This is a genomic window from Tenacibaculum halocynthiae, from assembly GCF_964512825.1.
Classification (GTDB): Bacteria; Bacteroidota; Bacteroidia; order Flavobacteriales; family Flavobacteriaceae; genus Polaribacter; species Polaribacter halocynthiae.
The window spans coordinates 116,205-137,494 of record NZ_CAZELG010000016.1 but is presented as its reverse complement, the minus strand read 5'-3'; the positions used below and the strand labels follow the sequence as shown (position 1 = coordinate 137,494).

The 21,290-nt window shown below is 29.2% G+C and carries 14 protein-coding genes; all 14 read left to right on the top strand.

Annotation, left to right across the window (positions count from 1 at the left end; all coding sequences use genetic code 11):
* Window positions 1-47: 47 nt before the first annotated feature.
* A complete protein-coding gene (locus tag ACKTTQ_RS05760; protein ID WP_093869950.1) occupies window positions 48-623 on the top strand; it encodes a DUF4255 domain-containing protein in 576 nt (191 codons plus the stop codon).
* A 5-nt stretch (window positions 624-628) separates the two neighbouring features.
* Entirely contained in the window at window positions 629-1,702 is a 1,074-nt protein-coding gene (locus tag ACKTTQ_RS05755; protein WP_408048641.1) for a hypothetical protein, read from the top strand.
* A gap of 21 nt (window positions 1,703-1,723) precedes the next feature.
* The gene (locus ACKTTQ_RS05750) at window positions 1,724-3,619 is read left to right on the top strand and encodes a phage tail sheath family protein (RefSeq protein WP_218131768.1); all 1,896 of its coding nucleotides are present in this window, start codon (window positions 1,724-1,726) and stop codon (window positions 3,617-3,619) included.
* Between the two features lie 38 nt (window positions 3,620-3,657).
* The gene (locus ACKTTQ_RS05745) at window positions 3,658-4,104 is read left to right on the top strand and encodes a phage tail protein (protein ID WP_093869953.1); all 447 of its coding nucleotides are present in this window, start codon (window positions 3,658-3,660) and stop codon (window positions 4,102-4,104) included.
* On the top strand, window positions 4,104-4,544 hold the full coding sequence (locus tag ACKTTQ_RS05740; RefSeq protein ID WP_093869954.1) for a phage tail protein: 441 nt from the start codon (window positions 4,104-4,106) through the stop codon (window positions 4,542-4,544). Before ACKTTQ_RS05745 ends, ACKTTQ_RS05740 begins: the two co-directional genes overlap by 1 nt.
* 2 nt (window positions 4,545-4,546) lie before the next feature.
* Complete coding sequence (locus ACKTTQ_RS05735; protein ID WP_176974370.1) at window positions 4,547-4,708, top strand: DUF5908 family protein; 162 nt, start codon at window positions 4,547-4,549, stop codon at window positions 4,706-4,708.
* Window positions 4,708-5,394: a CIS tube protein gene (locus ACKTTQ_RS05730; protein ID WP_093869955.1), complete on the top strand. Its 687-nt coding sequence runs from the start codon at window positions 4,708-4,710 to the stop codon at window positions 5,392-5,394. Before ACKTTQ_RS05735 ends, ACKTTQ_RS05730 begins: the two co-directional genes overlap by 1 nt.
* The gene (gene vgrG, locus ACKTTQ_RS05725) at window positions 5,395-7,140 is read left to right on the top strand and encodes a type VI secretion system tip protein VgrG (protein WP_408048640.1); all 1,746 of its coding nucleotides are present in this window, start codon (window positions 5,395-5,397) and stop codon (window positions 7,138-7,140) included. It abuts the gene before it with no gap.
* Between the two features lie 114 nt (window positions 7,141-7,254).
* Window positions 7,255-7,545, top strand: coding sequence for a PAAR domain-containing protein (locus ACKTTQ_RS05720; protein ID WP_093869957.1), 291 nt, complete (start codon window positions 7,255-7,257; stop codon window positions 7,543-7,545).
* Window positions 7,546-7,548: 3 nt separating this feature from the next.
* Entirely contained in the window at window positions 7,549-7,965 is a 417-nt protein-coding gene (locus ACKTTQ_RS05715) for a GPW/gp25 family protein (protein ID WP_363322624.1), read from the top strand.
* Between the two features lie 7 nt (window positions 7,966-7,972).
* Window positions 7,973-11,155 (top strand): baseplate J/gp47 family protein, encoded by a 3,183-nt coding sequence (locus ACKTTQ_RS05710; RefSeq protein ID WP_408048639.1) that lies wholly within the window; start codon window positions 7,973-7,975, stop codon window positions 11,153-11,155.
* On the top strand, window positions 11,143-13,878 hold the full coding sequence (locus tag ACKTTQ_RS05705; RefSeq protein WP_408048638.1) for a hypothetical protein: 2,736 nt from the start codon (window positions 11,143-11,145) through the stop codon (window positions 13,876-13,878). The genes ACKTTQ_RS05710 and ACKTTQ_RS05705 overlap by 13 nt, the downstream gene beginning before the upstream one ends.
* 45 nt (window positions 13,879-13,923) lie before the next feature.
* Window positions 13,924-19,050, top strand: a complete 5,127-nt coding sequence (locus ACKTTQ_RS05700) for a hypothetical protein (RefSeq protein ID WP_408048637.1) — start codon at window positions 13,924-13,926, stop codon at window positions 19,048-19,050.
* On the top strand, window positions 19,047-21,281 hold the full coding sequence (locus ACKTTQ_RS05695; protein WP_408048636.1) for a contractile injection system tape measure protein: 2,235 nt from the start codon (window positions 19,047-19,049) through the stop codon (window positions 21,279-21,281). The genes ACKTTQ_RS05700 and ACKTTQ_RS05695 overlap by 4 nt, the downstream gene beginning before the upstream one ends.
* The last annotated feature ends 9 nt before the right edge of the window (window positions 21,282-21,290 follow it).

Here is a 21,290-nt window from a genome sequence, read left to right as displayed (position 1 = left end):
ATGTAGTTAGGGGTAGTTTTGGAAACCAACTAAACTAGGAACTACTAATGATTTACGAAATACTACAAATCATAGCAGAAGAACTAAATGATTATTTAGATTCTAATGATGTAGCATTAGCAAACATAGCTGATGCAAACTCTGAGGGTAATTCACCTGGTAATTTTCCCAATATATCTCTTACTTTAATAAATACACAAGAAGAATTTGCATTAAAAAATTTACGAAATAATTATGTAAACGGAACTACGGTTTCATATAAAAACCCAAAAATTTACTTAAACCTTTTTGTGTTATTCAGTATCAATAAATCTACCTACACTGAGTCGTTAAAAAGTCTTACTAATGTTATTGCTTTTTTTCAAGGCAAAAAAGTATTTACACAAGCCAATAGTAACTATGAAAATGTTGACGGAGTTGAAAATATTAAAAGTTTCAAGTTTATAACGGAGTTATATACGCCAACTTTTGAAGAATTGAATTTCATATGGGGAACCTTAGGTGGAAAACAAAACCCATCAGTACTTTATAAAATAACATTACTAGAGATAGAAAGAGATGTACTAAAACGCGAAGGATCAGTAGTTACAGAAATGAATAAAAATGCAATAATTAATAATTAATTACAATGGTATATCAAACACTCTTTAATATTAATTTATTACATGCTTATTTTTTAGATAGAGGTGAAAAAAAGTATCATTCAATTAATCCAGATCCTAACAAAAAATTAAAGGCTAAAGAAAAAGAAGAAGCAGATAAAGTATACAATAGTAAAACTTGTATTGAAATAGTACCTAATAGGATTACCCAAGAAACAATAAAGGATTATAGATTAATGATAAGAAATCATTCAAAAGGAATGAGAGTTCTTACTACTTCATTGAAAGAAGTAGCTATGGAAGGAAATAATGAAGTAGAAAGGTATAGTCCGCTTATTAATTTACCAAACGATTTAACACTAACTTTTTTTGTAAAAATAACAGATAAGTATTTTGAAAACTACACTGAAATAATAGATAAAAACACAAAGAAATTCTATCAGTTATCCAATATATCATCTTCCGCTATTAACATTTTTGAAGCAAGTACTGATATTGAAAAATGGAGTTCTTTTTTAATTTCTGAAGAAGAATCAAGAAGATTAGTATATGAAATGGAAAAAGAGAATGAGTTTAATACGAATACGCCTAAGAAAGTTACTATTGCTGATTTTGACTCAAATCAAATTAATATAATTGAAAACAAAATACAGAATAATGTTTCATTAAATACTCAAGAACAAGAAGTTTTGGATAGTTTAAATTTAAGTATTCAAAAGTATAAAAGCAATGGGATTATTGGTGTTTTGAGGTTGAAAGTTTTAGGAGACAATAATTCTAAACTAACTGAAAACGTTTTTGTAAAAAATCCTGAAACAAACAATTTTGATGTTAGTAAAAAATGTGTATTAAAAGAGGTTCCAAATTTTCAGATCTATATAGAAAATAGAAAAACATTTTGGAGGTATAGTCAGTTGTCTGAAAATTTAAAAATGATTACAAATACTAAGCACCCTTTAACAAAAAATGGGCGAGTAGAAATTGGTAAAACTGATGTAACTCCCCAGTCTCAAGGAACTGTTTTTTTTCCAAATCCTACAATAGAGAGTATTACACTAGATAAGGATAGCCAAGATTACTATTCAGAAATATTTATATAATAAAAATTAAAATTAATAATTATGTCAGCTTACAAAACACCAGGAGTCTACATTGAAGAAATTGTGAAATTTCCACCATCAGTAGCTCAAGTAGAAACAGCAATTCCAGCCTTTATTGGATATACAGAAAAGGCGACAAAAAAAGCAATAGGAGATTTAAAAGGGAAACCAACTCGTATTACTTCGATGTTAGAGTATGAAAATTATTTTGGGAAGCCTCAAAATGAAACTGGTATAAAAGTATCAGTTGTTAATGGAGAAATTTTTGCAGAAGGCCCTTCTAAAAATAATAGATCTCCATTTCTTATGTATTATAGCCTTCAAATGTTCTTTGCTAATGGTGGAGGGCCGTGTTATATAGTTTCTGTTGGTAGATATGGTACTGTTATAGATGATGAAGACGCAACGGTTTCTATAGTAGAACAACCAAAATTAAAAGTAGGTTTAGATGCTATTGAAAAAGTAGATGAAGCTACATTAATTGTATTTCCTGATGCTACTAATATAGGAGATGCTGATAGTTTTTATGGTTTGTATAATGATGCTTTGAAGCAATGTTTGAAATTAAAAGATCGTTTTGTAATTATCGATTCAGAGCATGATGATGAAACACAATCGCCTACTCCTGTAGAAGATTTAAGAAATAAAATTTCTAGTATTAAAAATGAAGTTAAATATGGAGCCGCATATTATCCATTTTTAAAAACAATTTTAGATTACGCCTATGATGAATCTCAAATTTCAGTAGTTGAAAAATCTACAACTCAGGAAGACTTAGAAGCGCAAGTACAATTGATTTCTGATGATATCGATACCGCTAAATTTAATGATTTAAAAACAGCGTTAAATACTTTAAAGGCAGACACAGATGCTAATGTTACAGATGCAATTTCAGCTGCAGCTTATACGCCAATAGTTAAGGCATCTATAGATAATGTAATAAATTACGTGAATTCAATTAAAACTAGTTTAGAAGCTGCTTTGGCAATTTCAAGAAAAAATGCTAGTGTAGTTGCAGAATCTAATGCTTTAGATACTTGGATTACAAACATTCTTGAAGATATAGTGCTTGATTTTAATAAAGCAAAAGATAGATTAAATGATGATGATACAGCTACTAAAATTAAAAATGAAATTGATGCAAATGTTTTAGAAATTGACACTTTAAAAACAGCTATAGATACACTTATTACTCCTGGAGAGTTAAGTTTATTAATTGCTGCTTTAAATGCTAATGCTGCTGTTTTTCCTTCAACAACAACTATTCTTAGAAACCTTAAAAATACAAATGATCGTTTGTATAATCAAGTAAAAGCTGAAATAGGGCGTATACCATTGGTATTACCTCCAAGTTCAACAATAGCGGGGATTTATGCGGCGGTTGATTCTAATAGAGGAGTATGGAAAGCACCAGCAAATGTAAGTTTAAATTATGTTGTAGAACCAACGATTCAAGTTTCTCATGAAGAGCAACAAGGGTTAAATGTAGATGAAGTTGCAGGTAAATCTATAAATGCAATTAGAGCTTTTGTAGGAAAAGGAAACTTAGTGTGGGGGGCAAGAACTCTTGCAGGAAATGATAACGAATGGAGATATGTACCAGTAAGACGTTTCTTTAATATGGCAGAAGAGTCAATTAAAAAAGCTACTGAACAGTTTGTTTTTGAGCCAAATGACAAAAACACTTGGATTCGTGTAAAAGCAATGATAGATAATTTCTTAACACTTCAATGGAGAGCAGGAGCATTAGCTGGTCCTACGCCAGAAAAAGCTTTTTATGTAAATATAGGCTTAGGAGAAACAATGACAGCGCAAGATATTTTAGAGGGTAATATGATTATTGAAATAGGAATGGCAGTTGTTCGTCCTGCAGAATTTATCATTTTAAAATTCTCTCATAAAATGCAAGAAGTATAAGTAACTCGCTAAATAAAATTAAATAAAAAAATAAAATTATGTCAGTATTATATCCATTTAGTAAATTTTCCTTCGCTGTAGATTTTGGAGGGGCTAAATTTAACTGTACAGAGGTTTCAGGGTTAACCTTTGAAAATAAAATGATTGAGTACCGTGGAGGAGCGGATAGAGAGTATCATAAATCTAAACAACCTGGGTTATTTGAGTATGCTAACATTACTATAAAGAGAGGAATATTTGCAGATAAAAGTAAAGAGTTTTATGAGCAATGGGCTAAAACTGTATACCTACAAGAAGGAGGCGCTCAATTTAGAGGAGACTTAACTATTAGTTTATTAGATGAAAACGGAGATGCATCTGTAAACTGGAAATGTACAAATGCATATTTGGCTAAACTTTCTGATACAGATTTAAAAGCAGATGGTAATGAAATAGCTATACAAAGCGCTGAATTTGTAATAGAGAAATTAACAATGATAGATTAATGTTTAGTTACTATCCACCAGTAGGCTTTAGTTTTAAAGTAGAGTTTGAAACAATTCCAACTTCACAAGGAGACAACTCATTTCAATCAGTTTCAGGGCTCTCAGTAGACCTTGAAACTGAAGAAATTGCTGAAGGTGGAGAAAATAGATTTAAGCATAAAATACCAGTACGCTCAAAATACCCAAATTTAGTTTTAAAAAGAGGAGTTCTAGTAAATTCTGAGGTTATTAAATGGTGCAAGAAAGCATTAGAAAACTTTGAAATTCAACCAGTAAATATAAATGTTATGTTGCTTGGAGAAGATCATCAAGCTATCCAAACTTGGAACATAGTTCATGCATATCCAGTTAAATGGAATGTGGGCGACTTTAATGCTGAAGAAAGTAAACTTGTAATAGAAACTCTTGAATTAACGTATAATTATTTTAAAGTAACCTAACCATGCCAATTACTATTAAAGAATTACATATTAAAATAAATGTAGATGAAAAGCCTGAAATACAAGGACAGGCTAGTGGAACAAATATTAGTAATACTGCAGCCATAGTTGCAACTTGTGTAGAGGAAGTAATGGATATTCTTGAAAGACAAAAACAACGATAATGAGTCAAGGAGAATTAAAAAAACTAGTTATAAAAGCTTATAAAGACGATAAATTTAATGATGAGGTTGCTAATGGAGAGTTTACAACATTGGTAAACCCTGAAAAATATATGGTGGCATACAAGCCAGAGTATACTGAAGTTCAGGGCCAAGGAACAAGTGGGGGACAACCAAAATTTACTAAAATACCTCCACAAGAACTAGATCTAGATTTGTTATTTGATAGTAGCGGAGTAATTGATGGAAAAGGTGATTTGAAGAATGGAATTATCGATAAAATTGAAGCTTTTAAGAAGATTGTTTTTGAGTACAAAGGAGAAGAACACAAGCCTAATTATTTAATGATTAAATGGGGGGCGCTTTTGTTTAAAGGATCTTTAGTAGATCTTTCAATTGAATATAGATTATTTGCTCCTGATGGTACTCCATTACGTGCGAATGCAAAATTAAAAGTAAAAGGTACTATTGATGATGATTTACGAATAGCTAAAGAAAATAATCAATCGCCAGATTTAACCCATTATCGTAAAGTAAAATCTGGAGATACCTTGCCCCTGATGTGCCACCGTATTTATGGAGACTCTAAGTATTATCTAGAAGTAGCGAGGGTAAACAAGATTATGCAATTCAGAAAATTAAAATCTGGTCAAGAAATTTTTTTTCCACCATTACAAAAATTCGCCTAAATGAATAGTACAGGAACCATACAAACTTCAAAAAGTGCTGATTTAACCACTTTTAAAATACTTGTTGAAGGAGAAGAATTGTCAAAAATATATGAGGTAAAAAGCATCACTGTTTCTAAAGAGGTAAATAAAATACCAACGGCTCAAATTATTTTAATTGATGGAGATGCTTCAAAACGAGATTTTAAATTAAGTAATGAAAACTTACTTATTCCAGGGAAAGAGATTGAACTTACAGCTGGTTATCATTCAGATGAAGAAACTATTTTTAAAGGAATTGTGATTAAACATAATTTAAGAATTAGGGCTCATTCAGCACAGTTAGTTATTGAATGTAAAGATGAAGCTGTAAAAATGACGATGGGTAGAAAAAGTAAATATTTCTACGAAAGCAAAGACAGTGATATTTTTGAAGAAATTATTGGTGAATATGGACTATCTAAAGAAGTTGAATCAACAAATCATTCTCACCCTGAATTAGTTCAGTATAATGCTTCAGATTGGGATTTTTTAGTTTCAAGAGCTCAAGCCAATGGAAAGCTATGCTTTGTAGATGATGGAACTGTGACTATAGCAAAACCAAACATTGGTCAATCTGAAATAGAAACAGTAACCTTTGGAGGTTCACTTTTAGATTTTGATGCAGAAATAGATGCTCGTCATCAAGTTAAAAAAGTGGCTGCTTATAGTTGGAATCATACAGATCAAGAATTAGTTGAGGTTGAAGGTAAAGATCCAGGAGTTACGTTAAACGGAAATTTATCAGTTTCTGATTTAAACAAAATTATAGATTTAGAAAACTTAGAACTTAGGCATGGAGGAGGTATTACAGATACTGAATTACAAGATTGGGCAGATGCAAAATGGTTATTTCAACAATTAGCAAAAGTAAGAGGTAGAGTGAAATTTCAAGGAATTCCATCGGTAAAGCCTAATACAATTTTAAAATTAGATGGAGTTGGTGATCGTTTTAACGGTAATGTTTACGTAACTGGTGTACAACATGTTATTTCTAATGGAAATTGGGTGTCGAATGCTCAATTTGGATTGTCAACAGAGTGGTTTTCTGAAACTTTTGAAATTTCTTCAAAACCAGCATCAGGATTATTACCAGCAATTCAAGGATTGCAAATAGGTGTTGTTTCTCAATTAGAAGAAGACCCTGATGGTGAAGATAGGATTTTAGTGCAAATTCCAATTATTAATAATGAAGAAGAAGGTATTTGGTGTAGAGTTGCTTCACCAGATGCTGGAGAAAATAGAGGTGTTTTTTTTCGACCAGAAATAGGAGATGAAGTTATAGTAGGTTTTATTAATCAAGACCCTAATGATGCTATTGTTTTAGGAATGTTGCATAGTAGTGCTAAACCTTCGCCAATAACAGCTACAGATGATAATCATGAAAAAGGAATTATTACAAGAAGCGAAATGAAAGTATTGTTTGATGATGATAAGAAGATAATTACTATTGAAACACCAGCAGGAAAAATTATATCTCTTGATGAAGATGAAAACACTATAACTATTGAAGATGATAATTCAAATGTAATTACTATAAATAGTGATGGTATATCAATGGAAAGTGCAGGAGATATTTCTTTAAAAGCTTCTGGAGATGTTTCTATTGAAGGAACTAATGTGAGTTTAACGGCAAATGCTGAATTCAAAGCTGAAGGGAGTGCAGGAGCAGAGTTATCAACTAGTGCGATAGCAGTTTTAAAAGGATCATTAGTACAAATAAATTAATTTTTAAAAGGTAAAACAATAATGTCATTCCGAGGAAATAAGACGAAGGAATCTGTCTTTTAAAGCAAGGTTACCTCCCTTAACTCGTAATGATAGTTCAAATAAGTAAAGTAAATGGGAAATCCAGCAGCAAGAATTACAGATATGCATGTTTGCCCTATGGTTACAGGAGTGGTTCCTCATGTTGGAGGGCCAATTTTACCAGCAGGAGAGCCAACAGTTTTAATTGGAGGTTTACCAGCTGCAAGAGTTGGAGATATGGCAGTTTGTGTTGGACCACCTGATAGTATAGTAGCAGGTTCAGGAACAGTATTAATAGGAGGTATGCCAGCGGCAAGAATGGGAGATAGTACTTCACATGGAGGCACAATAGTATTAGGAGAACCAACAGTATTAATAGGATAGTTAATGATGGAAAATAAAAAAGCATTTTTAGGAATAGGATGGGGGTTTCCTCCTGAGTTTTCTAATGATTTAAGTGAAGTAGTTATGATATCCGATGAAGAGGATATTAAAAGTAGTTTAGAAATACTATTAACCACACGATTAGGTGAACGAGTATTATTACCAAATTATGGTTGTAACCTGCAAGAATTACTTTTTGAACGATTAGACAGAACACTTATAACTTATGCAAAAGAACTGATTCAAACTGCAATATTATACCATGAACCAAGAATTGATGTAATTCATATTGATGTTTCAGAAACAGATCCTTTAGAAGGGATGTTAGTTATAAAAATCGAGTATACAATTAGAGCTACAAATAGTAGAACCAATGTGGTGTTTCCTTTTTATAAAGGAGAAGGAACTGATATAAATTAAAAAAAACATGAGTAAAATCATTCCTAATATATTACAACGAAACGGAACAGGACAAGAACAGCGTACTATAGATGCGTTAGATCCTGAAAATTTCGAACTTCATGATTTTACGATTGAAGATTGGATTTTATTTACGTATAATTTTGCTGAGAAATTAAATTATTTCTCTACAGAAAATCATGAAGTAGCATCTGGAAATTGGAAAGTTTTTTTTAACAAACTAACAACATCTCAAGTGCCTTTTAGGGGCACTCGTGAATATGGAAAGCTAAAAGAAAATATAACAACAATACTTAATGATTTTACGAAAGAAGCTAGACTTTCTCCACATTTAACTTTATTTGTTTGCTTCTTAAAGTTGTTAGAATTCTCAAAAGAAAGGTTTAATAAGTTAACTAAACGTCATTTAGATTTTTATTACAAAGAAATTCTTCAAGTAAATAATAAAGAAGCAATACCAGATCAAGCGCATGTAATTTTTGAATTAGCTAAAAAAATAACGAATCAACAGGTTAAAAAGGAAACCTTACTAGATGCAAAAAAAGATATTTCAGGAAATTCTTTAATGTATAAAACGGATGAAGATCTAATTGTAAACAAAGCCAAAGTAGGGGCTATAAAAACTATTTATAATAAAAATTCTAATAGTTTAAAAAAGATAAAAGTAAGTCATGTAGCGAATACAAAAGATGGTATAGCTGAGCCGCTTCTTGAAACTGAACCGTATTGGCACCCTTTTGGGTATCCATCAAGTGGTAAAAATGTAGATGAATTACAAGACGCAGAAATGGGGTTTTGTATAGCTTCCCCTATGTTATGGCTCCAAGAAGGAAAACGAGTAGTAACGATAACCATTAAATTTGATACTGATTTTGAAAAAGAACCATTTAAAGTAGATACACTTATTGAAAATTTAAAGTTGTATGGAAGTGGAAAAGAAAAATGGATAGAGCCTACTCTAATAGCAATTAATGATGCAAATGATGGTGATTTAGAAGTTTCTGATGAAATAAGTTTCACATTTTTTTTAGGAGAAGATACAGAAGCGATAGTAAATTATGAAGAAGAGTTTCTATTAAAAAAATATAAAACAACACATCCATTAGTTCGTTTTGTTTTTGATATATCTAATAATACGGGGTATGATTTTTATAGATTTTTAGCAAGTAATACAGTTAATAAAATAACAATAAAAACTGTTGTTGAAGGAGCTAAATCATTAATTGTTGAAAATGATAATGGTTTGGTTAAGAGTAAAAAACCTTTTCATCCTTTTACCACTCGACCTATTGAAGGATCTAACTTTAGTGTTGATTATAAAGAAGCGTTTTCTAAAAAATGGACAAGTTTTTCAGTTAATTTACGTTGGAAAAATACTCCAGAAGATTTCAAAAATTGGTATCAAGCGTATTTAAAAAAATCAAGCTACTCTTCTATTAAAACATATGGGGAAGAGTTAGCAAAAGCTATAGCTAATAGAAGTTTACTAATAGAAAATGAAGGATTTTTCAAGGCAAAAAAAAGAATGTTACATGCAGCTGGTGAAGCGAATGAAACAATAGGAGAGATAAAAAAAATATTTACTAAAGAGGTATTAGAAAAAGCTGATGAAGATGAGGTTTTTTATACTGGAAATTTTACAGCTATAAATTCAAGTAATACTTATGATGTTCATAAAGCAGGACCTTTGAAATTAACATTAGAACAATCTTTTTTTCATGATTTATATCCTCGCTTGTATGCTTTGGCAGTTAGTTCTGAAAATAAAGATGTTAATCTCCCTAATGAGCCTTACACTCCTTTGGTTGAAACAATTACAGTAGATTATGTAGCTGAAGAAACTATTCTAGTGTCAGAAGTTAGAAAAGATGAAAATCGAATTCAACTTTTTCATGATCATCCTTTCGGAGAGCATGAAGAAAATTATGCACATAAAAAATACTTACAAGAAGAAAAAAATATTATAGATATTTTTGATAAAGATACTATTCAAACTTTTTTAGTTCCTAAATACTGTTTGGGAGGACATTTATTTTTAGGAATAGAAAACCTAGAACCTCAGCAAAATATTTCTTTATTGATTCAAGTTCTTGAAGGAAGTGAAAACCCAGAAGTAGAGAGTTTTAAAGAAAATGAAAAAGTAAACTGGTCAATTTTATGTAATAATAAATGGAAAAGCCTTGAAAATGAAATTATTTCTAATAATACCGATAACTTTTTAAAATCTGGAATTGTAAAATTTTCTATACCAAAAGAAGCTAGTTTAAATAATACACTATTACCAGAAGGATATATTTGGATAAAAGCTCAAATGAATAAATCATTTGATGCAGTATGTAAGGTTATTAATATTCATGCTCAGGTAGTTCTTGCTACTTTTAAAAATAATGAAAATGAAGTAAGTCATTTAAAAAACGGATTAGCTGGTGACACTATAAAGAAAATGGTAACTCGTATACCACAAATTAAATCGATATCACAACCGTATAATACTTTTGGAGGAAGCACCCTAGAGTCTGACGATAATTTCTATCGAAGAATTAGTGAACGTCTTCGCCATAAGAATAGAGCTATAACTCTTTGGGATTACGAGCATTTAATTCTTCAACAATTTCCTGAAATCTATAAAGTAAAATGTTTAAATCATACTTCAAAAACAAGTTTTACTGCGGCAGGTCATGTTACACTTGTAGTAATTCCTGATACAGTAAATAAAAATGTGTTTGATATTTATCAACCAAGGGTAAGTAAAGCAACATTAAATAGTATTACTAATTATATAAATTCATTAAATACATTACATGTAAATGCAGTAGTAATGAACCCTATTTATGAAGAGGTAAGTATAGGATTAGAGGTTAGCTTCTATAAAGGTTTTGACGATAATTTTTATACAGAACAATTAAAATTAGATATCACAAAATTTTTATCTCCTTGGGCTTATGATGAAGCAAAAGAAATAACTTTTGGGCTTACACTACATAAAAGTGTATTGATTGATTATATAGAAAAACTATCCTATGTAGATTATTTACAAAATGTAAAAATGAATGGAGATGCTACTATTTATAAGATTACACCTAGTAATCCAAAGTCAATAGTAGTATCAGCAAAAAAACATACGGTAAGCACAGTATTAACTACCTGTAAAGGAACTAAAAAAATTATAGAGCAAACATGTCAGTTATAAACGAACCTATAAGTATTCCAAAAAATATTACTACTAAAGATGATTTAGATTTTTCTTTTTTAAGAAAAGAGGGGATTTCATATCTAGAAAGTTTTGGAGGTAAGTTATGGACTGATTTTAATTCTCACGACCCAGGAGTCACTATTTTAGAAATGTTATGCTATGCAATTACTGATTTAGGAATGCGAATGAATACACCTTTAGAAGATTTGTTGGCTTCTAAAAACCCTGATTTATCATTACAAGCTCAGTTTTATAAAGCTTCTGAAATTCTTCCGTCTAAACCAGTTAATGAGTTAGATTATAGAAAGCTATTTATTGATATAAAAGGAGTGAAAAATTGTTGGCTACGAATTTATGATAAACAAGTACATGTAGATTGTAAAAACAACAAACTAGCCTATAAAAAGTTTACTAATATTTTACCAGAATTTCAAAAGAAATTCAAATTAAAAGGGCTGTACACTTTATTAGTTGATTTAGAAGAAGGGTACTCAGATGAGTTGTTTTCAACTATTAAAACAATATATCATCAAAATAGAAATTTATGTGAAGATTTAATTGAAGTAAAACAAGTAGAAGAACAGCCAATAGCTATTTGTGCTAATGTAGATGTAGTTCCTGAAGCAGATGAAGAAAAGATATATGCCACTATTCTGTTTGAAATTGAAAATTATTTATCGCCTTCATTACAAGTTTATTCTGTTCAGCAAATGTTAGATAAAGAATATACTACTGATGAAATATTTGATGGCCCTATTTTAAAAAATGGATTTATTAATACTGAGGAACTTAAAAATGCAGATTTAAGAAAAGAAGTACGCCTTTCAGATATAATGAAATTGATTATGAATGTAGAAGGGGTTAAGCTTATTAAAGATATTTCAGTTGGTTTTTGTGATGAGAGTTTAACTCAAGAAAACAAGTGGGTAGTTTGTATTGATAAAGATAAAAAACCTGTTTTATGTGATAAGAGTTCTTTTAATTTTAGTAAGGGGTTTCTTCCTTTAAATTTAAATTATGAAAGAGTAAATACATATTTAGAACAACTAAAAGAAGACGATAAAGAAGCGCAAAAAATAGCTGATGCTGATAAAGATTTACCACTTCCTAAAGGAAATGTTGTGGCATCAAATGAGTATACTACAATTCAAAATGATTTTCCAGATACGTATGGGATTGGGCAAGAAGGATTGTCTGTTCATGTTACAAATGAAAGAAAATCAAAAGCAAAGCAATTAAAAGGATATTTAACTTTCTTTGATCAAATTTTAGCAACTTATTTTAAACATTTATCAGAGGTAAGAACACTATTGTCTGTTAGTGGGCAAGAGAAAAGAACTTACTTTACGCAAGCGATAAAAGATATTAAAGATTTTGAATCCATAGCTAATGAATACCCAGAATCAAATGATGCTGAGTTAACAAAATTACTATTAAGTCAGTTTGATAATAATATAGAAAGAAGAAATTCTATTTTAGATCATTTATTAGCACGTTTTGCTGAAAGATTTGGTGAATACACATTTATAATGAAAGCTTTGTATGGAACTGCTACTGATGAAATTGTATTATCAAATAAAGAAGCATTTTTAAAAGATTACAAAGTAATAAGTAGTGACAGGGGATTGGCTTTTAATTATTATAAACAATCTGAAGAAGGGTTATGGGGTACAAATAATGTTTCAGGTTTTCAAAAGCGTATAGCTCGTTTAATGGGGATTTCTAATGAAAAAAGAAGGCATTTAACAGAAACTAACGTTGAAGTATATGACTTATTAAATAGCCATAATAAAACTGTTTATAGATGGAGGTTAAAAGATAATGATGGAGCTATTTTATTGTCAGCTACAGAAAGCTATACTAAGGTGGCATTTGCTATAGAGGAATTATATTTTGCAGTATTACAAATAGTTCAAACTAGTGAAAGTGAAATAGAAAAAGCGTTCGAAATTGGGATAAAAGATAATACAGAAATAGGATTTATAAGAATACATAAATCAACACCTTCAAAACCTTCTATTCCAGTAAAATATTCTTTTGATGTTATCAACCCTGAAAAACCAGAAAGTAGTTCTGATTATATTATAGCAAAACAATTCAAGTATCATACGAGTCTTAATGATTTAAAAGAGGCATTACTTACTGTAGTTTCTTTTATGAAAAAAGATTTTACAGAAGAAGGAATGTTTTTAGTAGAGCATATGTTATTACGACCTGATGTAAATAGTAATGATTCAGTAAACTTTTTACCTATTTGTGCAGATGATTGTGCAGATTGTGGAACAATAGACCCATATTCATATAGAGTAAGTATTGTACTTCCAGGTTATACATATCGCTTTTCAAACCCTGATTTTAGACGCTACATGGAAGATGTTATTAGGCAAGAACTGCCAGCTCATGTTCTACCAAGAATATGTTGGGTAGGAGAACGAAAAGGTACAGTTGCTGATGATGATAACGATTTGCTACAATTTGAAGACTCTTATAAAAAATACTTGTTTGCTAAAACGAATTCGGAACAAAAACAACCTATAGAAGGGAATGAACTACAAGATTTAATGAACGCAATGCAAAAGTTAAATACTATTTATCCTGTAGGGAGATTAACAGATTGTAATGCGGAAGATGAAGCTTTAGATGGAAGAATCATATTAGGTCAATCTAGTATAGGAAATATAGCAGTAGAAAAAGAAAATAATAAAGAAATAAAGTCATAAAAATAGTACGTGTTTAATAATTAACACTGCCAAAACTTATTAGGTATGGAAACTAAACTAAAGCTAAAAGATATAACAACAGAGTACAGTAAATTTAATGCAAATCAGGTATTAACTGAAAAACAATTAAATACATTCATTGATTATTTTGAAGATCAAAATCGTTTATCTAAATTAGGTTTAAGTGGTGTAGGACTTGTTTGTGGTTTTGAAGTATTACTTCAATTTAATACTGATAAAAATGCAGTTACTAGTATTGAAATTACTCAAGGAACTGCGGTTACAACTGATGGAGATTTAGTACAGTTTTTTGATTTAATAGCAAATAAAATTAAATCAAAAACATTTTCATTTTTTAAAAAATATGAAGATGATAAAGGTCAATATCCACGTTTTTTAAATTCTCAAGAAAAGCAGTTTAATTTATGGGAGTTACATAGTGAAAAGGATGATTCGTATACTGATTTAGCAAGTTTTGAAAACATACAAAAAATGACTGTTTTATTGTATCTAGAACAGTATTCAAAAGAAGATGTATTATGTAATAAACTAACCTGTGATAATCAAGGAATAGAGCAAATAAATAATTTACGTGTACTACTTGTAGATAGTGAAGATTTAGAAGCTATAGCTACTAGAGATGCTATTTTTTTAAAGCATAATTGGTATAAAATTAATAATGAATTACCAATAGTTGAGGCTAAAAGAGTTGTATTACATGAAAAAAACACTGAAATATTTTCTGATTTAAAAGCACAATTTAATGACGTTGTTAAAGACGAAAGTATTAGTACAGATTTAATTTTAGGATATGATGTATTACTATCAAAATTTCAAAAACCTTCAATTTCAGCAAAAATAAAATCATTGTTTAGCTTTAGTTCTTTAGCTGTTCCTTTAGATTTTCAATATAGATATGATGTTATAAAAGATTTAATAGATACTTATAATGAAATAAAGGAACTATTACTTCATATTAATGTAAACTGTTGCCCGAGTATAGGAGCATTTCCTAAACATATTATGCTTGGTAAACTAAAAAAAGCTACAGTATATCCAGAGTTACGCCACCGTTTTTATAAATCAACTATTATAGGTAATGAAGATGAAAATCTTCAAAAAGTAGCGCTTTTAATAAATAGAGCAATTGCTATAGCTAATAGTTATATAGGAAAAGAAAAATCAGGAGAAATTGTAATTACTCCATCTCAAGCTCATACTTTTTTAAGTGACAAAGCTATTCCTTTTTATTACAATATCTCTTCAGATTTTTTAAAGAAATGGGATTTCAATAAAACAAAGAATTACAGGGAAAATCAAAATTTAAGCTATCATAAAAGTAAGTTGTCTTCAGCCTTAGCTATTCAAAAACCATTATCATACAATATAGATAAAAATGATTTTTACAGAATTGAAGGGCATCAAGGTAAAATGTATCGAGAGGCATTAGAAAAAATACTAAAACTTAAAAAAGATAATGGATTAAGTTTTGATGTTAAAACACTTTCAATTAACGCTACCGAACAAAATATTAATATTAATAAATACGAATGTGAGTTTGAAGATTTGAAAATGCTTTTGAATGCATGGAGAACAGAACAGAATTGTATTTTATCAGAAGTAAGCAAAACATTTTCAGCATTCAAATTAACAGACCCTAAAGTTAATTCAGAGGTAGATAAAGTTATTTCTAGAAAAAACAAAGGTGATTTTCTTGACAAAGAATTAATGGTTGATTCTGTTCTAATGGATCGTACAGAAAGGTTCTCAAGAGAGTTAGATTTTAAAGAAGAAGTTAAACACCAATATGATACTAGTGTAAAAGAATATGAACTTTTTTTAGAAGAAGAAAATATAATTAAAAAGAGTTTGACTAAAGATAAAGACTCTCTTGGTTTTTTGATAGAACAAGTATTTGATAAAAATAAAAAAGGATCTGCAAGTGATATTATTGTAGCGTTAAATAAAGAAACTGTAGCTATTCGAGATAAAGATCTATGGAAAAAAGAACCAGAATTAAGCGATTTTATTTTAAAAGACGTTACTGAAACACTGGTGCATGCGTATGTTTTAGATGCTAAAGTGCCATTAAATATACGAGATATTGATACTAATGTTTTAGTGAATTATAAGTTAACAATTGAAGAGCTATGTAAACAAGTAAAAACATTACAAGCAAAGTATAATAGCACATCCTTAAAACTAACAATTAAACAAATATTGGGTTTATTAATAAATCAATTGTCAATTGTTTGCTGTTCAGGAAAAAAATTAGAGACACTACTTGTAGAAATAGATAAAAGAAAGAAGAAAATTTTAAAGAAAATACAACTTTCTGAATTTGTAAAACAACATCCAGGGTTAGAGCATAAAGCAGGTGTTATGCCTGGAGGAACTTTTGTAATGGTGTATGTCACAGAAAATGCTGCTGATAAAAACACATTTGATGATGTAGTGTTAAATATTGTATTTAGAAGACAACCTATTGATACAGGAAAAGAATTAGAAGAATTTCCAAAAAAAGAAAAAAAAGTATTAGGTAACACTGAAATTTTATATAAAAACGGGGGAGTAATTAATTTATGGAGTAAAAATTCAAGTGTAGAATTTTCGTTTGTAGACCGTAACTTTTTTGACTTTAAAAAAGAACGTTTTTTAGATAGAGATGTCGTTTTGGTGGGGAAAACACTTCCTGAAACGGTTAGCAATTTTTCAACTTTTTTAAATAGAACATGGTCTAGAGCAGGTTTGTCTAAAATCCTTAAGGCTGAAGAAACTTTAATGTTCAAAGACGGTTCAGTAGGAATGCAAATTTCAATTAAAGATCATTTAGTACCTAAAGATGAATACTTTTTTCAAATGTTTAATCCAGCAGTTTTAGGCAGTAATAAAAGGTTGTTTTTTGATGAAAATCAAGTGATTATTGATAACGCAACATTGAAAAATACTGTAGTTGCAGATTTTTCTTTGCCATATATGTGTTGTTCAGATTGTACTCCAGTAAATTTTGTGATACCTAAAGAACCAGCATTTTTAAGTCTTCCTGTAAAAAGTGTTTGTTTGAAAAAAGATACAGAAGTAGTTCCTTTAGAGTTTTTAGTTAGGCCAATTGATGGAGAGGTGAAAGCAATACTACCTAAAGATATTCAATCTGGTGTTTTTAAAGATCCAAATGATAATAAGTATAAAATTGATATTACTAAAATAGCTAAAAGTGCATTAGCTAAACCCATCAAGTTTACGGTAAATGATGAACCTACAGATTGTGAATTAATAGTATACCCAGAATTAGAACTGTTTGTTGGTATAGAAGAACCTATTGAGTATAATAAAGAGAAAACATTAGCAAGAGTTACTTATGTTTTAGAATGGAAAGATACTGAGTTTGTAAATGAAGAGTTTTTTAACTCAATTACCTATAGTTGGGATTTTATGGGGAATGGAACAAAAGTAAAACGCTCTCCTGTAAATAATAGAGTTATTGAAAATTATAAATTACCAATAAGTGAATTGTCTAATGAAGTTAATCCAGTATTAGAAATTTCATTGGGACCATGTCAAAAAAGTATTCCAATAAAAACGATAATTTTTGACACATTTACTCCTTCTGAATTAGCCATTCAGCCTTCTTATTGTTTAGATTCTATGGTTGAAAAAACAGTTAGAATTAAATTTTCTAATGTTAAAGGAGGCATAACACTTCTAGGAGATGATATCAAAGGATTAAAAATTGAGGGTGAAGAGTTAGTGATAGATGTGGCTGTATTTAGAGCGTTTGAACAAACTATAGAGTTTTTAGAAGATGGACAATCAACCAATGCAAGAATTGTAATTCATGAAGTAAAACAAATTTCAATTTTAGAAAGAAAAGAGTCAAGATTTATTTGGAAAAACGGACAATTGTTTTACGAAGCAGCCTTTGAAGGAGTATTACCAGATGGTGTTAAACCAGTAGGTTTAACATATGGATGGAATGTTAATGGTGTAAAATCTAGTAATGAATTGTTTAATCCACAGTTGTTGATTAAAGAGGGAGCAGAAAATGTATTTACAATATCATTAACCATTACAGATAATAATGGTTGCTCATCAACTGCTGAATTTATTAAAAGTATTTCATTTCCAAATTTCACAGTAACATTACCTGATGTAACATATTGTTTAAACGATAATACTCCGTATAAAGTAACTGTTGAGCCTGATTATGAAGGGGTACAGCTGTCAGGAGGAAATGTGAAGTTTAATAATGATAATAAAATTTGGGAGTTCATTCCTGCTAATTCAGGAATAACAAAATCAGGAGTAGTGACTATTAATATTATTGGAGCTTTTGCTTCAGGAACAGCTAATTTAATAGCAGCGCCTAAAGCTAATTTTACTCACAGTTTTGATGAAACTACCAAGAAGTTATCATTAACAAATAGTTCTGAAAAAGCAGATGAATATGTATGGACTATCAATGGAGATAAGAGAGAGCCTCAAACTAAAAGAGTAACCATAACTGAAGACTTAAACAATTTTAATGAAGATACGATTGAAGTATCATTGACTGTGTTTAGCAAATGTGATGAGAATACTAAAACAGAGACTATTGAAATTAGAAATCCAAAAGAAAAGACATGTGAGGATAAAATTAAAAGTATTTTAATTCAAGAACAAAATACCTTTAAAGAGGAAGATAAATTAATTGAGTTAGATGATTTAGAAATAAAAAGAATAGTTGATAATGTAATAATACCAACTAAAAGGTTATATGGTTTGGTATTAGAAGAACTATCTGCTTATTTAAACGGCTCAAAGAATTCAATTTTAGAAAAGCAGTTTTTAATTTTATTAGATAATACTTCTGTATTATTAAATAAAGATAAAAGTAGTAGTGTTCTTAAAAAATATTATAGAAGTCAAGTAAAATTATTTATGAGTATTCTTCATTGTCAAGAAGTAAAGACTTTAGAAGATGCTGAGAAAAATATAAGTACTAGGTTAAAAAATATATTGAATACTATTGATACAGATTTAAGTGGCTTTAAAGAATCTGGAATTAAGTTAGATATAAATGACGTGTTACCAGAAATAATTTCTTTAAAAACATTTTTAGAAAACTGCGCTGAAATCAATAAATCGGAAAGTTTAAAGAATTTTATAACCAAGAATTTAATAACTAAGCTATGATTGCGAAAACTGAACATAGCATAGAAAAAGTTTTTGTTGAGGTAAATACAAAAAGTAAAAAAGTAGCGAATGAATATAAAAATTCAATGGAAGTTTTTTTACAGGAAGAAGTTTTTCCTCTAATCAATGAATATTTTAATTCGTTAGAAGTTGAATCAAATTCAGAAATGATTATTCAACAAATATCGAAACTGGCTATTGAAGTTAACGTGTCAAAAAGAAATAAATCATTATGTTTTAAAAATACAAAACAACAAATAAGACAACAGTTTTTAGAAAAGTTAGAAGCAGTTTTAAATAAACCTGAGATGAATGAATTGGAAATTAATTCAGTAACTGTTTCGAATTCTAAAGTAAATACATTCTTTTATTTTTTAGAGAATGGCACTTTTCCTTGGTGGAATAATAATAATAAAGATTTTTTTTCTAAAAAAATATTATTTCAAATTACCGAAAACGAAAATTTTCAAATTAAGTTTTTAAAAGCTATTCAAAATGAAAAAGTAAAAAAACGATTAGTCAATCAATTTTTTGATAATGAACTTTGTTTGTTATTTCTAGGGATATTAAATAAACCAAAAGGATTAAATGAGGTTTTGTCATTCATTTCTAAAGCAAAAAAAATACCAGAAGAAAAGAGAAAAAGCATATGGTTTTATGTTGTGGAAGCAGTATTGGTAAAAGATTTTTTGAAGGTAGTTAAAGCAATTGAAAAAAATGATACTCAATTTAAAGATAAAAAGCAGCTGAATAAAATAGGTATTGAATTAAATGAAAAGCATACAGAATTACAAGGTGGATTTAATATAACTAGAGATGACTTAGGTAAGAAGAGTAATTTAAATTATGTTTTAGAATTTTTTTATGCAGCCTTGCCAGAATTAAAAGAGAATAAAGAAATTGAAAAAGAAGATTTTGTTAATTCTAGTAGAGATAAGCTAAATGAAAAAAATATTAAAGAACAAATATTTAAAAAAGGAAAAGAGGCTATAAAAATAAATGATGTAGAGAAAGAAAAAGACTTTTTTTTAAGAAACAAGGAGAAATCATTACTTCAAGAAAAGGGAAGTTTTTTGCCTGAAAAGCCAGAAGAGTTAGTTTTAAAAACAAAAATAAACAAAGAGAATTTAAAATTAGAAGGGTTTCAAAAAATAAAAGAATCAACGAAAGAAGAGTTCAATAGAGCAAATGATAATTCGAAGACAGAAGAAATCAATCGTAGTACTAATAGAAAACCAAGGGAAGAGTCTGAAGTTTTGTCAAAGGGTGGTATAAATAAAGATCTTCTTTTTGAGAAAGAGAATGTGAAAATTAAGAAGGAAAATAAGGTTGATGTGGTTGATCAAAAAACTAATACAGTAACAAATAAATTAAACGTAGATAAATCTTCTGAAAAAAAAATAGCTAAAACACATAAAAAAGAACAAAAGGAGAAATTAAAGAATAAAACAGAAAACAGGAAAGAAAATGAATCCTCTAAAACAGTTAAAAAAGTTGAGAATGAGATAGAGAAGAGAGAGGATGAAATTCTAGAAAATAGAAAGAGAATTATTCATGATAGATTGTATTCTAATAATTTTAAGAAAACTGAAAGAAAGTTTGAATTAGATGTAAACAAAAGTTTAAAGAAGAATGAAGAAAGTGAATTAATAGTTCAAGAGAGAATTAACATTCAAGAGTCGTTTGATGAATTAAATATTCAAATAGTAAAAAATGAAACAGGAGTTGCTAATCAAGCAAAATCATATTTTGTAGAAAACGCAGGGTTAATTTTAATACATCCATTTTTAAAGCAGTTTTTTAATTCGTGTAATTTTTTAAATGCTGAGAATAAGATAATAAAACCAATTCAAGCAGTTCACTTGTTACATTATGTAGCTACAAAGAAAGAAAGACAGGTAGAGAGTAATTTAGTTTTTGAAAAATTTTTGTGCAATGTTCCAATAAATCATTCAATACCTAGAAATATTAAGTTGTCTGAAGAATTAAAAGAGAAAGCAGAAGAACTAATGAAAGCTGTAACTCAAAATTGGGAAGTGCTTAAAAAATCGTCTCCAGATCTTATTAGAAATGAATTTATACAAAGGGTAGGTAAATTAGATTTAACTAAAGATAACCCGAATATTACTATTGAAAGAAAAGTGCATGATATATTGTTAGATAAGTTACCATGGAATTATAGTATGTGTAAACTACCATGGATGAAGGGGTTAATTTTTACAAACTGGTAATTTTAAAAT

What these genes read in the sequence shown, in the direction of transcription:
- vgrG (WP_408048640.1), top strand. Translation starts at nt 5,395, where the DNA reads ATGAATAGTACAGGAACCATACAAACTTCAAAAAGTGCTGATTTAACC.
- ACKTTQ_RS05755 (WP_408048641.1), top strand. Translation starts at nt 629, where the DNA reads ATGGTATATCAAACACTCTTTAATATTAATTTATTACATGCTTATTTT.
- ACKTTQ_RS05710 (WP_408048639.1), top strand. Translation starts at nt 7,973, where the DNA reads ATGAGTAAAATCATTCCTAATATATTACAACGAAACGGAACAGGACAA.
- ACKTTQ_RS05700 (WP_408048637.1), top strand. Translation starts at nt 13,924, where the DNA reads ATGGAAACTAAACTAAAGCTAAAAGATATAACAACAGAGTACAGTAAA.
- ACKTTQ_RS05735 (WP_176974370.1), top strand. Translation starts at nt 4,547, where the DNA reads ATGCCAATTACTATTAAAGAATTACATATTAAAATAAATGTAGATGAA.
- ACKTTQ_RS05750 (WP_218131768.1), top strand. Translation starts at nt 1,724, where the DNA reads ATGTCAGCTTACAAAACACCAGGAGTCTACATTGAAGAAATTGTGAAA.
- ACKTTQ_RS05720 (WP_093869957.1), top strand. Translation starts at nt 7,255, where the DNA reads ATGGGAAATCCAGCAGCAAGAATTACAGATATGCATGTTTGCCCTATG.
- ACKTTQ_RS05730 (WP_093869955.1), top strand. Translation starts at nt 4,708, where the DNA reads ATGAGTCAAGGAGAATTAAAAAAACTAGTTATAAAAGCTTATAAAGAC.
- ACKTTQ_RS05715 (WP_363322624.1), top strand. Translation starts at nt 7,549, where the DNA reads ATGATGGAAAATAAAAAAGCATTTTTAGGAATAGGATGGGGGTTTCCT.
- ACKTTQ_RS05740 (WP_093869954.1), top strand. Translation starts at nt 4,104, where the DNA reads ATGTTTAGTTACTATCCACCAGTAGGCTTTAGTTTTAAAGTAGAGTTT.
- ACKTTQ_RS05745 (WP_093869953.1), top strand. Translation starts at nt 3,658, where the DNA reads ATGTCAGTATTATATCCATTTAGTAAATTTTCCTTCGCTGTAGATTTT.
- ACKTTQ_RS05695 (WP_408048636.1), top strand. Translation starts at nt 19,047, where the DNA reads ATGATTGCGAAAACTGAACATAGCATAGAAAAAGTTTTTGTTGAGGTA.
- ACKTTQ_RS05705 (WP_408048638.1), top strand. Translation starts at nt 11,143, where the DNA reads ATGTCAGTTATAAACGAACCTATAAGTATTCCAAAAAATATTACTACT.
- ACKTTQ_RS05760 (WP_093869950.1), top strand. Translation starts at nt 48, where the DNA reads ATGATTTACGAAATACTACAAATCATAGCAGAAGAACTAAATGATTAT.